The 14,180-nt window shown below is 52.8% G+C and carries 16 protein-coding genes and 1 riboswitch; of the genes, 5 read left to right on the forward strand and 11 right to left on the reverse strand.

What is annotated here, in order from left to right:
* Nucleotides 1–117 precede the first annotated feature (117 nt).
* Nucleotides 118–1,320, forward strand: a complete 1,203-nt coding sequence (locus H7F31_RS21480) for a chloride channel protein (protein ID WP_261800094.1) — start codon at nucleotides 118–120, stop codon at nucleotides 1,318–1,320.
* Here H7F31_RS21480 and H7F31_RS21485 read toward each other — a convergent pair.
* Nucleotides 1,302–2,180, reverse strand: a complete 879-nt coding sequence (locus tag H7F31_RS21485; RefSeq protein WP_087569242.1) for a radical SAM/SPASM domain-containing protein — start codon at nucleotides 2,178–2,180, stop codon at nucleotides 1,302–1,304. The genes H7F31_RS21480 and H7F31_RS21485 overlap by 19 nt on opposite strands.
* Nucleotides 2,181–2,204: 24 nt before the next feature.
* Nucleotides 2,205–2,654 carry a thiol-disulfide oxidoreductase DCC family protein gene (locus tag H7F31_RS21490; RefSeq protein WP_261800095.1) on the reverse strand — a complete coding sequence of 150 codons (450 nt, stop codon included), beginning with the start codon at nucleotides 2,652–2,654 and terminating at the stop codon, nucleotides 2,205–2,207.
* Between the two features lie 110 nt (nucleotides 2,655–2,764).
* A riboswitch (guanidine-I (ykkC/yxkD leader) is annotated at nucleotides 2,765–2,872 on the forward strand.
* A gap of 108 nt (nucleotides 2,873–2,980) precedes the next feature.
* Between H7F31_RS21490 and H7F31_RS21495 the strand changes: the two genes are divergently transcribed.
* Entirely contained in the window at nucleotides 2,981–3,331 is a 351-nt protein-coding gene (locus H7F31_RS21495; RefSeq protein ID WP_187100469.1) for a DMT family transporter, read from the forward strand.
* Nucleotides 3,328–3,642, forward strand: a complete 315-nt coding sequence (locus H7F31_RS21500; RefSeq protein ID WP_187100471.1) for a DMT family transporter — start codon at nucleotides 3,328–3,330, stop codon at nucleotides 3,640–3,642. Before H7F31_RS21495 ends, H7F31_RS21500 begins: the two co-directional genes overlap by 4 nt.
* Before the next feature lie 73 nt (nucleotides 3,643–3,715).
* Here H7F31_RS21500 and H7F31_RS21505 read toward each other — a convergent pair whose 3' ends face one another.
* The 4 genes from H7F31_RS21505 to sleB all read right to left on the reverse strand — a co-directional run bounded on the left by H7F31_RS21505 (nucleotide 3,716) and on the right by sleB (nucleotide 6,550).
* Nucleotides 3,716–3,937 (reverse strand): cold-inducible protein YdjO-related protein, encoded by a 222-nt coding sequence (locus H7F31_RS21505; protein WP_087569245.1) that lies wholly within the window; start codon nucleotides 3,935–3,937, stop codon nucleotides 3,716–3,718.
* A 49-nt stretch (nucleotides 3,938–3,986) separates the two neighbouring features.
* Nucleotides 3,987–5,075 carry a lactonase family protein gene (locus H7F31_RS21510; RefSeq protein ID WP_187100473.1) on the reverse strand — a complete coding sequence of 363 codons (1,089 nt, stop codon included), beginning with the start codon at nucleotides 5,073–5,075 and terminating at the stop codon, nucleotides 3,987–3,989.
* A 78-nt stretch (nucleotides 5,076–5,153) separates the two neighbouring features.
* Nucleotides 5,154–5,792 (reverse strand): DsbA family oxidoreductase, encoded by a 639-nt coding sequence (locus tag H7F31_RS21515; RefSeq protein WP_187100475.1) that lies wholly within the window; start codon nucleotides 5,790–5,792, stop codon nucleotides 5,154–5,156.
* 104 nt (nucleotides 5,793–5,896) lie between these two features.
* A complete protein-coding gene (gene sleB, locus H7F31_RS21520; RefSeq protein ID WP_187100477.1) occupies nucleotides 5,897–6,550 on the reverse strand; it encodes a spore cortex-lytic enzyme in 654 nt (217 codons plus the stop codon).
* A gap of 244 nt (nucleotides 6,551–6,794) precedes the next feature.
* Between sleB and xerS the strand changes: the two genes are divergently transcribed.
* The gene (gene xerS, locus H7F31_RS21525) at nucleotides 6,795–7,889 is read left to right on the forward strand and encodes a tyrosine recombinase XerS (protein ID WP_087569249.1); all 1,095 of its coding nucleotides are present in this window, start codon (nucleotides 6,795–6,797) and stop codon (nucleotides 7,887–7,889) included.
* 78 nt (nucleotides 7,890–7,967) lie between these two features.
* Here the strand turns inward: xerS and H7F31_RS21530 are convergent, their stop codons facing one another.
* Nucleotides 7,968–8,489 carry an ADP-heptose synthase gene (locus H7F31_RS21530; protein ID WP_087569250.1) on the reverse strand — a complete coding sequence of 174 codons (522 nt, stop codon included), beginning with the start codon at nucleotides 8,487–8,489 and terminating at the stop codon, nucleotides 7,968–7,970.
* 170 nt (nucleotides 8,490–8,659) lie between these two features.
* Between H7F31_RS21530 and H7F31_RS21535 the strand changes: the two genes are divergently transcribed.
* Nucleotides 8,660–9,637 (forward strand): YpdA family putative bacillithiol disulfide reductase, encoded by a 978-nt coding sequence (locus tag H7F31_RS21535; RefSeq protein WP_187100479.1) that lies wholly within the window; start codon nucleotides 8,660–8,662, stop codon nucleotides 9,635–9,637.
* Between the two features lie 111 nt (nucleotides 9,638–9,748).
* Here H7F31_RS21535 and H7F31_RS21540 read toward each other — a convergent pair whose 3' ends face one another.
* The 4 genes from H7F31_RS21540 to H7F31_RS21555 are packed head-to-tail and all read right to left on the reverse strand — an operon-like array spanning nucleotide 9,749 to nucleotide 14,167.
* Nucleotides 9,749–11,134, reverse strand: coding sequence for a DUF4129 domain-containing protein (locus tag H7F31_RS21540; RefSeq protein ID WP_187100480.1), 1,386 nt, complete (start codon nucleotides 11,132–11,134; stop codon nucleotides 9,749–9,751).
* Nucleotides 11,131–12,255 carry a DUF58 domain-containing protein gene (locus tag H7F31_RS21545; RefSeq protein ID WP_187100481.1) on the reverse strand — a complete coding sequence of 375 codons (1,125 nt, stop codon included), beginning with the start codon at nucleotides 12,253–12,255 and terminating at the stop codon, nucleotides 11,131–11,133. Before H7F31_RS21545 ends, H7F31_RS21540 begins: the two co-directional genes overlap by 4 nt.
* A gap of 4 nt (nucleotides 12,256–12,259) precedes the next feature.
* Nucleotides 12,260–13,222 (reverse strand): AAA family ATPase, encoded by a 963-nt coding sequence (locus tag H7F31_RS21550; RefSeq protein WP_187100482.1) that lies wholly within the window; start codon nucleotides 13,220–13,222, stop codon nucleotides 12,260–12,262.
* Nucleotides 13,223–13,243: 21 nt separating this feature from the next.
* Nucleotides 13,244–14,167 (reverse strand): polysaccharide deacetylase family protein, encoded by a 924-nt coding sequence (locus H7F31_RS21555; protein ID WP_087569254.1) that lies wholly within the window; start codon nucleotides 14,165–14,167, stop codon nucleotides 13,244–13,246.
* Nucleotides 14,168–14,180 lie beyond the last annotated feature (13 nt).

The following is a 14,180-nucleotide window of genomic DNA, read 5'->3' on the forward strand; positions in this document are numbered from 1 at the left end:
CTGCCGCCGAACGAGACGAACGCAGAAAGCTCGTGTTCGTCGAAGTCCAATCATAAGCGAAGCCGACATCCCTCTTCGACGGGTGTCGGCTTTTCGTTTGAGGAGTTGTCTACAGAAGTGAATGCTCGTTGGTTCTCCATTTTTCGCTTGTGCAGTCTCGCGATTGCCGCAGGTACTGCGGCAGGCACCGCCTCCGCACTCTTTCTCTTCATGCTGGAGGAAGCGACTGCGCTGCAGTTCGCCACTCCTTGGTTATTGTGGCTCCTGCCTGCAGGCGGGGCGCTGGTCAGCATCCTCTATTTAAAGGTCGGAGGGCAATCGATCAGAGGCAACAACCTGTTGTTCGAACAAGTACATGCGGGCAACGGCGAGGTTCCGTTCCGAATGGCGCCGCTAGTGCTGTTAGGCACGGTTGTAACCCATCTGTTTGGCGGTTCCGCCGGACGCGAAGGCACTGCCGTTCAGATGGGCGGAAGTCTTGCCGGAGCCATCGGCAAGCGGCTTTCGCTTCCCGTAGAGGATAGACGATTGCTGCTCATTTGCGGGATTAGCGCGGGCTTCGGCTCCGTGTTCGGCACTCCGCTCGCCGGTACTGTCTTCAGCATCGAAGTAGCTGCGCCGAAACGCATGCGGTTCCGAGCCTTGATTCCCGCTTTGCTTGCCGGATTTACAGGTCATTATGTTACGCTTGCCTGGGGAGCGCATCATAGCCATTACAAGATTGGCCCACTGCCCGAGCTCGATTGGCTCGTAACGGCGCACGTGGCGGCGGCCGCGCTTCTGTTCGGTACCGCCGCCAAGCTGTTCATACGGCTTACTTCGTCGCTGAAAGGGCTGTTTGTCCGGTATGTTCCTCATCCCGCGGTTCGCCCTATTGTCGGCGGTCTTATTATTATTGCACTCGTATATAGTCTAGGAACGCGCGACTACTTAGGTTTGGGACTTCCGTTGTTAGCGGATTCGTTTGATGGAACGGCAGCCCCTCAAGACTTTGCTTGGAAGCTTCTTTTTACATCTCTTACATTAGGAGCCGGCTTCTTTGGAGGCGAGGTCACGCCGCTCTTTGTCATTGGCGGCACGCTCGGCAGCGCATTGGCGCCGCTGTTATCGCTGCCCTCGCCGTTCCTGGCCGCATTGGGTCTTATCGCCGTCTTTGGAGCCGCGTCCAGAGCTCCCCTCGCTTGTTTGTTGCTTGGAGTGGAGCTGTTTGGTCCAGAAGGTATTGCCTACTTCGCCTTGGCATGCGGGATCAGCTACTATGCCGCCTATGGACGAGGTATCTACGAATCCCATATCCGTCACTACGTCCCGAAGCGTTGACGGTACCCGCACTTCCTGCAAAGCTCTTCGACGGCTTCCCTGCGCGAGAAGCCGTCGTACAGCTTGACAGCCCGCTCTCCCTCCACAATATCCGCGAACGGACTATTGTGAATATTGCCCAGGTTAATGACTCCCTCCCCATCGAGGCAGCACGGAATGACCGTTCCGTCGATCAGCACGCCAGCCTGATTTCGAAGCGCATGACAGAAACCTTTGCCGTCATCCTCAGGCTCCTTCAGATCGGGCCACTTGAATTCCGGATCCTGATTAAGGTAGATCCTATCCTGGATCTTAACCCCTGTACCCGGCTTAAATTTCTCTTCAATGTGATAGTCGAGACCGTACGCTTCTTCGATCATGGAGAGGAGCTCCCTGTTTTTGTCACGCTGCTGGTTAACTTCGTTATCCATATCCAGATTCCATAGCCTGTACGATACGATGAGATCGCTCTGGGCTGTCGCCTCGCGTACGAAGTCCAGGATGGCGGCCAGATAGCCGGCTTTATCCTTGGAGCCCGCATGTCCATCGAAGCTGTGAAGCGAGAAATTCATTTGTCGGAGGGCGGGTTTGCCCAGCAACTTGGAACGATTTTTGGAAATCAGCGTCCCGTTCGTCGTAATATTGACCTTGAAGCCCTTCTCATGGCTAATATCCAGCAGCTCGTCCAGCTTGGGATGCAGCAGCGGCTCCCCTTTGACATGGAAATAAATATAGTCGGTAAAGGGTTTTATTTGATCCAGCGTTTTAATAAAATCCTCCACAGAAATAAACCCTTTCGCCCGCTGCGTAGGCGGACAGAAGTGGCAGGATAAATTGCATATACTCGTTGTTTCGATATAGAACTTCTTAAATCGTTTCATGAACCGAGCCCCATCTATTTAGAATTAGTAACCTTCCGGCAGAAATCGTTCCCTAACTTCCTTGGTTGGCAGCAAACATTGCTCCGACTTGCCGAACCAGCGGTATCTGTTGCGTGCGATGAACCGATAGACGGCATCCCGGATTGGCGCGGGTATGACGATCAGCGCGTAAGCCAGCGAACGCCAGCCGCCAAGTCCCTTCCATACCCGGAGAGCCGCTCCCGACCGGTTGTAGTAACGGCCGTTAACGGCAAGGATGAAAGAATCGAAATCATCCGTGTCCCCGCCATCATTCATTGCCTTAAGAATCGACCGGCCAGCGGGAGATTGCAACGCAGCGAATCGGAAGCGGGCGCGGGAATCGCGCTTTACCAAATAACGAACAATATCTTGACACAGGTAGCAGTGACCGTCAATCAAGATGACAGGCTGTTCGATCCGCCGCTCCTTATTATTTTGTTCATCATTCTCCAATTCTCTCGCCTACTTTCCTCCAACAGCTTCCCTCATCCTATCATAGATTCGCCATTCTTGCACTTGACCTTGCCGGGCATCCTGTAATATAATCAAACGAACCGAATATGGCAAAGGGATTCTAGGGTTCCGCGGCGCTCGCGCCGGACTGGTCCGAGGGAATCCGCGCGATAGCCGTTCTATTGCGAATGACACGGAGGGACAAAAGCCCGGGAGATATCGATACGATATTTCCCGGGCTTTTTTTGTTGTGATGCCCGCCACGGATTGTTTGCGCCCGCAAATGCCATGCTAGGTTTAACAAAAGCGGAGAGGAGCAGATCTACATGTCTTCATCTAACAACAAATATTGGTTTATCGTCGTCATCGCTGCTTGTTTCGAGGTTATTTGGGTCATCGGCTTAAAACACGCGGACAGCTTATGGGAGTGGATTGTAACCGGGGTGGCTATCGTAGTCAGCTTTGGCTTGCTCATTTACTCCTCCAGGATATTGCCAACGAGCACCGTCTATGCGGTCTTTGTGGGATTAGGAACCGCCGGTAGCGTCATCGCGGAGATGACTGTATTCGGCGTACCGTTTAATTGGGGCAAGATCGCCTTTATTTCCTTGTTGTTAACCGGCGTAATCGGACTCAAGCTGGTTACGCATGAACGCGAAGGAGGAACATCGTCATGAGCTGGTTGTTCGTCATTTTAGCGGGAATGCTGGAAGTCATCGGAGTCGTTGGCATCTCGGAGCTGAACAAGCGTGTATCTGCCCGAAGTATCCTCATGCTGGGCGGAGGCTTCCTTGCCAGCTTCATATTTATGTCGCTTGCCATGAAGGACCTGCCCATGGGCACGGTATATGCGGTTTGGACCGGCATCGGAACGGTGGGAAGCGCGTTAGTCGGCATCCTGTTCTACAAGGAGCCCCGAACGCCGCTCAGGCTCTTTTTTATGGCCCTCGTGCTTGCCAGCGTAATCGGACTCAAATTAATCGGCTAGGCTGATCCTGAACAGACAACACCCCTTTCTAATGAGTAAGACTCAGAGAAAGGGGTGTTTCGTTATAGAACCGTTAGAAATCGTTTTTTGGCTTGCGCGGCTGCGACTTCGCCTTATTCTGAACTGGAGGAAGATGTCTCATGCTGCGAAGCATCGGCCCTTTGCAGATGGGACATTGCTGCTCTGTCGCTGCCGCGAATTCATCGCGTACCCACGCTTTGCATTCGGTATTTTTACATTTCCATATTTTTGTAGGTTTTAAGTTCGGTTTTGTACCGTCGCTTGTTGTCGTCACGTGAGTATCTAGTTCCTTTCTTTCGCCAAAAAATGCATGATGCTGTGATTTATGAAGATAAGTATACTGGAATGACGCACACAGGCTTGAAAGCCTCCGTGGAATGTCCCGTCCAAGTAAGCGTCCCTTGTTCCTTGTCCACCAGATAGGTGACGAGATTATTGCCGTCGCGGTTGGCCGCGATCAGGTAGCTGCCGTTCGGAGTTAAAGCAAAATGACGCGGATGGCCGCCTTCCGTCGAGATATGCTGAATAACCTTTAGCTCGCCGCTGCCTTCCTGTACTTGGTAGACAACGATACTGTCATGGCCGCGGTTTGAACCATACACATACCTGCCATCGCCCGAAATCGTAATTTCCGCGCAGCCGTTCTCTCCTTCAAACTCTTTAGGCAATGTGCTGATTGTCTGAATCTCGCTTAACACGCCGTTCTCCGCGGCATATCGAAATGCCGTTACCGTTGAATCCAGTTCATTAATGACATAGGCGAATTCGCCGTCGGGATGGAATACGAAGTGCCGTGGACCCCCTCCGGTACGAATGACCGTTTCATTGTGGTAGATCAACTTGCCTTGCTCGTCATCCAGGCGGTAAGCAACAATGCGATCAAGCCCCAGATCCTGCACGAACAGGTAACGCCCATCGGGACTATAGAAGCTGGAATGCGGGTGAGGCTTGTCCTGCGGATCTTCGCCCGTGCTCGCTCCGACGTGCTGGACAGTGTCCAAAACAGCGCCGATCGTCCCGTCTTCTCCGATGGCGGACAATCCAATCATGCCGCCGTGATAGCTCGTTACAGTCAGAAAGCGGCTTTCGCGGTCACGCTGAATATGACATGTCGTATTGGCTGCCATCTCGGCGCGATTAAGCTCCGTAAGCTCGCCCGTTTCCTTATCGATAGCAAACGAGACGCCAATCCCGACTTTATTGCCCGATTCCTTCGTAATGTCCGCGATCGCATAGAGACGGCCGCGAGCGGCATCCACGTTCAAGAAGGTCGGATTGCGAAGACCCGCATATTCGTGTTTCAGCGTCAAGCTGCCGCTCTTTTCGTCCAGCGTATATACCTTGACGCCGTTATCCTCTTGGTTAGCGTAAGAACCGACAAAAACGTACAATGGGCTTTCTTGCGTAGACATGTCTGTATCCTCTCCCTGCTGCCGTGATCTATTTTGCGCAAGCGGCTCGGGTTCCATACCGCAGGCTTGTTTGCTCCTTCAGGACCTCTCCGCCCAAGCTTTTTTTAGCGTCTCCAGGAAAACTTCCGGCGGCTGGGCACCGGACACCGCATATTTGCGATCGATGACAAAAAATGGCACGCCGCGAATGCCAAGCCGGCTGCCTTCCTGCTCCTGCGCCCGGACGGAATCCGCATAGCTGTCGGATTGAAGCACTGCCAGCGCAGCGTCCTTGTCAAGACCGACCTCGTCTGCAAGCTCAGCGAGCTGTTCTGGATCATCGATGTTCAAATTGTCCGTAAAATAAGCTTTAAGCAGGCGCTCGGACATGGCTGCTCCCTTGCCTTGCTCCTCGGCGTAATGCGCCAGCCTGTGCGCGTTAAACGTATTAAGCGACAATGCGCCATCCAGGCGGAACGTCAGTCCGACGGCTGCCGCTTGTTGAACGACGCCATCGCCAGTCGACTTTGCTTGTTCCAGGCTCATCCCGTATTTGCGCGACAGCATTTCATGGGTAGTCATGCCGAGGGAAGAATCCGTACTAGGATCCAGCTCGAAGCTTCGCAGCTCTGTTACGACGCTGTCCTTGTGCTCGAAGCTGGCAAGCGCGCTTTCGAACTTTCTTTTGCCAATATAGCAGAACGGACATACATAATCCGACCATATTTCGACCTTCATCTTGCACCTCCCAGTTATGTACCGATCCATTATAACATGTCTTCATAAAAAAAAGCATGTCGATGGAAACAGCAACATGCTGCTCCACGATCATGCTTTATCTATTAGACAGCAAAGATGTGACGGCCGATTTTGCCAATCTGCTTGCGGGACCAGATCCAGGATGATGTTGCCGTATCCGGGTTAAAATAATACAATGCTCCGCCAGACGGATCGTAGCCGCGTACGGCGTCCAGCGCCGCCTTATATGCTGTCGTATCCGGCTTCATGTAATATTGACCGTCGTCCACTGCGGTAAATGCGCGCGGCTGCTCGATCACGTCTTTTACCGTATCCGGGAAGCTGGCATGAGCCACTCGGTTCATGACGACCGCGCCGACTGCTACCTGCCCCACGTACGGTTCTCCTCTCGCTTCGCCATATATAATTCGCGCAAGCAAGTCAAGCTCGTGTCTGTTGACCGATACCTTCTTAAGCATCTTCCATGTCGCAGGTCCAGCGATTCCGTCCGCTTTCAAACCGTAATCCCTCTGGAACAGCAGTACGGAATGGCGGGTAACGCCGCCGTAGTAAGATGTGAGTCCTTCATTAAAGTAACCTAACGTCTTGAGTCTATATTGGAGATCCGGCACATCCGCGCCAGTGGATCCATATTGTAAAGTGGCCGGTGCCGCCGCCAAAGCCGGCTGCATCACAGTCCCTAACGTCAATGCAAACAGGACGGCGACCATGGCGCCGATTCGAAGTTTGTTTATCATCTTGGCATCATGCCTCCTCTTCCGATTATCGCCGGCCAATGCTGGTAAGCGACTCGTAAGAGTGTAACATAGCCCCGGCTGGAATGTAACCGATCTGCAGAAATTACATAAAATTGCTATTTTTCAAAAATACTCGTCCATGTAAGTCTCCGAGCCTGTTGTCCCCGGCTGTTGACGTTGTTACAATAAGAACATAGAGTCGGCTTATAAGCCGACCAGGCTGTGGTACAGGAGGCGTTAGTGCATGAACCTGCTTAAGCAGAAGGACCGTGAGGAGCTTGATGCCAAGCTTCCATCTATGCCTTGGTATATCGAGCAATTTATCGCTTATAAGCTTCCCGATTTGTCCCCTTCCTCTCTCCTCGAGTATGTTAGGGATTACGAAACATTTATGAAGTGGCTGATGGCGGAAGGATTAACGGAGGCATCTTCTTACCGCGAAGTCAAGCTGACTGAGCTGGAGGTGCTTAAGATGGAGAGCATCGACAACTACCGGATGTTTCTTTCGACGCACAAGCCGGAGCGCAATAATCGAACGACGATCTCGCGCAAGCTCTCGTCTCTTCGTTCTCTCTTTCATTATTTAAGCCAAATCGCGGAGGATGACGACTTCTATCCTTTGTTAAAGCGTAATGTTATGGCCAAAGTTACGATCAAACGGACGCATAAACCCAAGGACACGGCGGCCAAGCTGGAGGGCAAACTGCTTCAAGAGGAAGAGATAGCGGAATTTATGGCTTACGTTAAGGTCCATTACGGCACGGACGTAGCAGACAATAAACAAGCCTCCCATTCGTTTCAGCTCAATAGCGTTCGCGATGCTTGCATCATTAGTTTTATCCTCCACTCCGGACTTCGGGTATCCGAGGTCGTCAACTTGAACGTGGACGATATCGACTTAAAAAAGAAGCTTTGTTATGTCTTTCGCAAGGGCAAGAACGACGATACCTTTAAAACGCCCGTATACTTCCGTCAGGAAGCCGTCGAAGACCTGACTGCGTATATCGCCATTAGGGAAACCAGATACAAGTCGCCGCGCAAGGAGAAAGCGCTGTTCCTCGCCATCGCTAACGGCAAAAATGAAGGTTCCCGCATGACGAAACGTGCGATTCAGGCCATGGTGATCAAGTATGCCAAACGATTTGGCAAGCCCTATCTCTCCGTACATAAACTCAGACATTCGTTCGCGACGGACTATTATTTGCAAAACGATATCTACAAGACGCAGGAGCAGCTCGGACATGCTTCTCCCGAGACGACGCAAATTTATGCGCATCTGACGGATAAAACAATGGCGGAAGCCATCGACAGAAGACAAAAAGAGGGCAAGCCGGATTGACGCCTCCCAGCGTCCCGCTTGCCCTTTATGTTGGATCTCCCTTTTTATCCGCTGACGGCCTTATTGTCCGGCTGCGAATTATAGCTCCATATCGACAGGCGTAATGCCTTCTTCAACAGCGAATTCGAAATCCTCGATGTCGTATACCTGTACCGGCACCTCCGCATCGATAAGCTTATCTTGAAATTCGAATTGATCGGACAACAGCGGAACATTAAGCTTGAGGCTGGAAAGCAGCAATTCCGTCTCGACGGGGTCGAAAATCTCCCCATATTGCGCGTTGTCCACGGCATTGACGATTGTAAATTGGATACTGTCGTTCAGCAGCAACGGAGCGCTCTCTCTCCACGGCACCTGCAAAGCCTTTTCGATCTTCTTCCGATTCAGGGAATCCTCGAAGAATGCAATAAGTTCATTAATTTTGGCCTTGACGTGCGCATCATCATCCGGGTCATCCATGACGGGCTCCTGGCTATCTCTCATATCGTAAAGCTCCGCAATCGATGTATATGGAATGACATAATCAACGGGACGACTCGGGACGAGCAGATGGCCATACGTGGCTACCATTACTGCTTCGATTACAAACCGTCGTTGCATGGCTTCTCCCCCTGTAAGATCTTGTTGGTGGTTTACTTAAGCGTTTCCTCCTATTATACAATATTCCGTAGGCTGTACAAGACAGACATTCGCCAAATTTGCCATTGCCGAAGCTTCGGGGGTAATATAGAGAAATTAATGTTAGTTCATCATTCAGGAGGATCAGCATCATGTCATTGGAATCAGCCATAATAATCGGGGCAGGGCCTTGCGGACTGGCGGCTGCCATCGAGCTGCAGCAAGCAGGCCTGAACCCGCTTGTCATCGAGAAACGTAATATCGCGTTCTCCATCTCCCAATACCCTACGTACATGAACTTTTTCAGCACGGCGGACAGGCTGGAGATCGGCAATGTTCCGTTTACGTCCGCCAACGAGAAACCTTCGCGGATCGAAGCTCTGCACTACTATCGAACTGCCGCACAGCGTCATGGGCTGCGTATCCGGCCTTACGAAACGATCACTTCCATCGAACGCAGGGAGGACGGCAGCTTCGTACTGGGAGGACATGACCGCCACGGAGATGCATTGTCCTACGAAAGCAAAAACGTCATCATTGCGACCGGCTACTTCGATCATCCCAATATGATAGGCATTCCCGGCGAGACATCGGAAAAAGTGAGCCATTTCTTCCGCGAAGCGCATCCCTATATCGGCATGGAGGTTGCGATTATCGGCGGACGCAACTCTGCCATCGATGCCGCGCTTGAACTGGAGCGGGTCGGCGCCAGAGTCACGATCGTGTACCGCGGCGAGGACTATTCTCGAAGCATCAAGCCCTGGGTACGGCCTACCATCGAGAACAAAGTAAACAATGGCGCCATTGTTATGAAATTTAATTCTCGAATCGTCGAGATTACTCCACGTGCGGTTATCGTCGAATCTCCCGAAGGCATAACGGAGCTTCCTAACGATTTCGTGCTTGCTCTCACAGGCTTCCATCCGGACCGTCAATTTCTGACCGCTTCAGGAGTAACGATGGAAGACGAAGGTTACCCGACGTTTAACGAAGACACAATGGAGAGCAATGTACCTGGAATCTACCTTGCCGGCGTAGTGGCCTCCAGACATGAGGCGAACGAAATTTTTATCGAATCGGGACGTTTCCACGGGCAAAAGATCGTTGAGGATATAAGAAGCAAATTATAGGCTGGCTTCTAGAGCATATTCAATCACTTAAACTCACTGCTTTGCTGCCAAAGTTGCAAAAGGACCTCGCATCCCATTCGTGGAGTGCGAGGTCCTTTTTATTGAGCATCTTTAATCCCGGGATTTTCTTCGTCTGCTTCCCGAAGCGCGTTCGGCGGAAATTTGTTCCTCCACCCAACGTCGATGCCCTTCGAGCTGTTCCTCGCCTGGTTGAGCTTCTCCATATCTCACTGAAGCATAACCTCGGACAAACTCCTCGCCTCCCGGCCTTTCGCCGTCGCCGCCTCTCCACTGCGCCAAGTCATGCGCAACCTCTTGCGGCGTGAGATACGGCTGCGGCTCGTAGCCTTGGCGCATACTCCCTCGCAGCCATCTTCGATATAACCAACGCATCCGCTCTTTCCCCTCTGGAATCTCATCCCAGCCAGGTTCGGAATCGCCTTTCGCGCCACGGCGAGACTTCAGCTTGTCGGCCATCCGGTCTCTCCATTTGGTTAATGACATTAAGCTTTCGATCTCATCTGTATAGGCTCCTTCGTCTTGGCTTATAGAAGACTGTCTCTGAAGCAGCCTGTCAAGCCAATTCCTGCCTATAACAGCTAACCGCTTAACCAGCCAATATAACAAGAATAGAGCTGCGGCTATGATCAAAATCGTGACGACAATCTTGACGATTTGCTCCAGCCATACCAGCCATTGAGCGGGCTCGCCTCTCTCCATCGGCGGCATCTCAGGCTGTTGCTGCGGCGGCTGATCCGGAGGGGCCGGCGGCGGCTCCTCTCCGTTGCCCAGCCTGGCAAACAAGCTTCTTAGCCCTGCCAATACAGTGTCCTCAATCCATTGCTGGATTTGCCGAAAAGCCGCAAGCACAAGCATAAAAACGGATAGGGCTACTAGCAGCCACCTATTGCGCCGACGCGCCTCGACCAGCGTCCTGGACTTGGAACCGTCCACGGACTCCTTCGACAGATGGCGGTCATTCAGGATGTACAACCCCAAAAGGACAGCTATGATGCCGCATAACGCCAAGACGATTCGCAGATCCGCAAGTTCATGAAGGAACCAATAAGAGAAAGGAATACACAAAATATAAGCCAGTACTCCGACGCCCATCTTCACCGTATGGAACGAATCCGCCCAGCCCTTTCGGATCATGGCGGCTCCTTGCTCAGCCATGCCGATGCCGCAAACGATGGCCGCGATCCATAACTTGTAATCGCTAAAGACCCCGCCAAGTCCGCCAATTAAAAGGCCCGTACTAGCGGCTAAAACAAGCGAGATTAACCAACGCGACGCAATACGCATGACGGGACGGCGGTCCGCAATCGCAGCAGCGACAACATATACAGCGAGCAACAACAGGCACCAAAGGATGATGAACGATGAGGGGATGAGATACAGCCCAGCCGTCAGCCAGATCGGCATAAAAAACAATAGCTCGGCCAGCCCCTTGGCCAAGTTCTTAAGAAGGAAATTCGATGATCGCCATTCGTTCATGCGCCAGCCCTTCCTTCCTGCAACGAGTCGCTATCCGCCAACTTCTTGGCGGAAGGCAAAGTCCATACGGAGACGGCATGTCCAAGTCCGCGCAGACGTTCCGACTCACGCTCCAGCTCGTCATTCCAATAGGCGGATATAATGAGCAGGTCGAGGCCATTATAGCCGACTCCCGTTTCCTGCGCGAGCAGCGTGCGGAACGGTTCTGTCCGCTCCAGCTTCAGCCTTGCCATCATATCCAGCAGAATGTTCATCTGCTCATGCCCGCTTCTGGGGAGTACGCGAACGGAGTCTATCTCGCCCTCCTTGGCCATATTCGCCGCGAAACCGACTTCCATGCCTTCATTAATTACCGCCAGCGCCGCTCCTGCCGCCCATTCGATGCCCTGCTCGATTAGGGCCTCGTTCGTCACCGTCCGCCACATGGATTCTCCGTCTTCCACATTCACGTAGATCATCAGCGTCCGGCTCGCCGTGTAGGCATATTGATGGACTTGCAGACTGCCCGAGCGGGCAGTTGCCTTCCAATTGACCTGACGATAGGAATCGCCGGGCTGGTAGGCCCGGGCTCCCGCTACGACAAATGGGTCAGGGACGATATATCGTCTAACCTCCGTCTCGCCTTGCCAGCTATGATGCGGCAGCTCATGCACGGGAACGTCCGCGGCTTTGGGATATACGAGAAGCTCCCCATGCAATTGGATCTGCTGGGAGACGCCAATGCTCCCGAACAGATCTCCGCCCGTCATCGTAATCGAACTGAGGGTATATACACCTCTGCGGACAGGCGTCAAGCGATGCGTGCGCTTCAGCTTCGTATAGGGCGCAAGACTGAAGAAGCTGCGATGATTCTGGTAATGCTGGCCGCTGCTGACGGCGAAGTTGTCTCCGCCCCGGAACTTCAGATGAGCCGACAATTGCGATTCCGCCCTCAGCCATGGGACCGGGAGCCACTTCTCATTCGACAATTCCTCGATCAGCTCGATCTCGTCGCCGCTCACGCATGTGTTCTTCTGGAACCGTCTTGTATACTTCAAGTTTCTAAGCGAATAACGGCGGAATAACACGCCCTGCACGTATATAATAAGAGCGGCAGTCAACAGGAACCAGAAAAAAATCATGCCGTTAACCTACGGTCAGCCCGGCTTCCGCCGGCACTTCCGTTCCCTTGATGATATCTTCGATAATCCGCTCGGCTTCTCCTTGGGCCCCTCTTGCCATTCCGCGCAGCGATAATCGATGGCACATCACCGGCTTAGCCATTGCTTTTACATCATCAGGCGTGACGAAGTCCCTGCCTTTGAGAACGGCATGCACCTGAGCAGAGCGCAGAAGCGCTTGACTGCCGCGCGGACTGACTCCGATCGCCACATCCTCCCGTCCCCGTGTACGCTCAACCAGCTGCAGCAAGTATCGGAGCACGTCATCGTGAATCGGAACTGTCGCATATGCGCGCTGTGCCGCTTCAATCTCGGCTGAGCCTGCAATGGCTTCCAATCGGGCAAGCGGATCCTCCGACTTGAATCGTTTTAGCAACGCCATGCCTTCGTCCTGACTCGGATAGCCCATCCTCACCTTGAACAAGAAGCGGTCGAGCTGCGCCTCGGGCAGCGGGAACGTACCTTGATGCTCGACTGGATTCTGCGTTGCGATGACCATAAACGGACGATCCAGCGTCTTCGTCTCTCCGTCAATGCTCACCTGTCTCTCTTCCATACATTCCAGCAAGCTGGACTGCGTGCGCGGCGTTGCACGGTTAATCTCGTCCGCCAGCAGCAAATTCGTAAAAAGCGGGCCGGCTCGGAAGACGAAGTCGTTCCGCTTCTGATCATAGAAGTGAATGCCGCTGAGATCGGATGGCAGCAAATCCGGCGTAAATTGTATCCGTTTGAAGTCGAGCGACAACGATTTTGCGAACGACTTGGCCAGCATGGTTTTGCCGGTGCCCGGCACGTCCTCCAGAAGTACATGACCGGAGGTGATCAATCCGATCAGCAGCAGATCAATCACATCCTCCTTGCCTACGATTACCTTCCCGATATTCGTCTTCACATCTTGCGTCAGCGTCCTGATGAAATCATATGACATCCATTCCACAGTCCCTTCTTGTTATTGACCTTGCCCTGCCCGCTCCTGCTGAAGCTTGCGGAGATCGCTCCAACGGATCATGATAACCCCTTCGTCCTTCAGATGCCGCTTGATCTCCTCATCCCGGAAAATATCGTACTCCATCACCCGCTTCGCAGGCTCCAGATGGAAGACGTTCAATTCTTCGTTAGCAACGGAAGGATGGATGATCAGCTCGGTTACGCCCGGCTGCAATCCCGACAATAATGCTTTCATGGACGACTTGAAGCCGTCATAGGTTTCATTCTCCTCCAGGCGGAAAGGCAGTCCCACCAAATAATCGAGAATGACCACGCCTTTGGAATCCGCGAGCGCGGCTACTTGCCTGGCTTGTTCCTCCACATGCGGCGGAGCGACTTGTCCAGGCTCCGTCGTCACAAATCTCGGGAGGCGGAACGGCAGGCCGTACGCCGCGCATACGTCCAGCACTTGCGACATAAAGTGTTTGCCTGTCTGCAGGCCGTACAGACTGCCCATGTGATTGTCCGCATGGGAAGGCTGCATGCCCAGAGCTATCGCGCGTTCGACTTGATTTATCAACTCGATTTTTACTTGCTCGCCATCGGCATGCTCTTCGAACGACTTGGAATCGGCATGGAAATATCCTTCCTTCGTTACGAGCGAGGATACATCCGCATTAGTCGTAACAGGTCCCCACTTATAAGGCCCCCACTCGCTAGTGAAGGTAAAGTGGATGCCAACATCCAGATTCGGACGTTCGGCGCTCCATAACGCAGCCTCTCTCGCCCAGGCACACGGCGTCATCAAAGTAGCCGAGCTGATATCGCCCGATTCCAACAAAGCCTGAGCCGCTATGTTCACAGAATGGTTAAGACCGTAATCGTCTGCATTTACTAATAGCAATCGGTCGGATTCCTTATATCCTAACGCTTGTGCAAGACTCATTCCTAATTCCTCC

The sequence above is a fragment of the Paenibacillus sp. PAMC21692 genome, assembly GCF_014303795.1.
Taxonomy (GTDB): domain Bacteria; phylum Bacillota; class Bacilli; order Paenibacillales; family Paenibacillaceae; genus Pristimantibacillus; species Pristimantibacillus agaridevorans.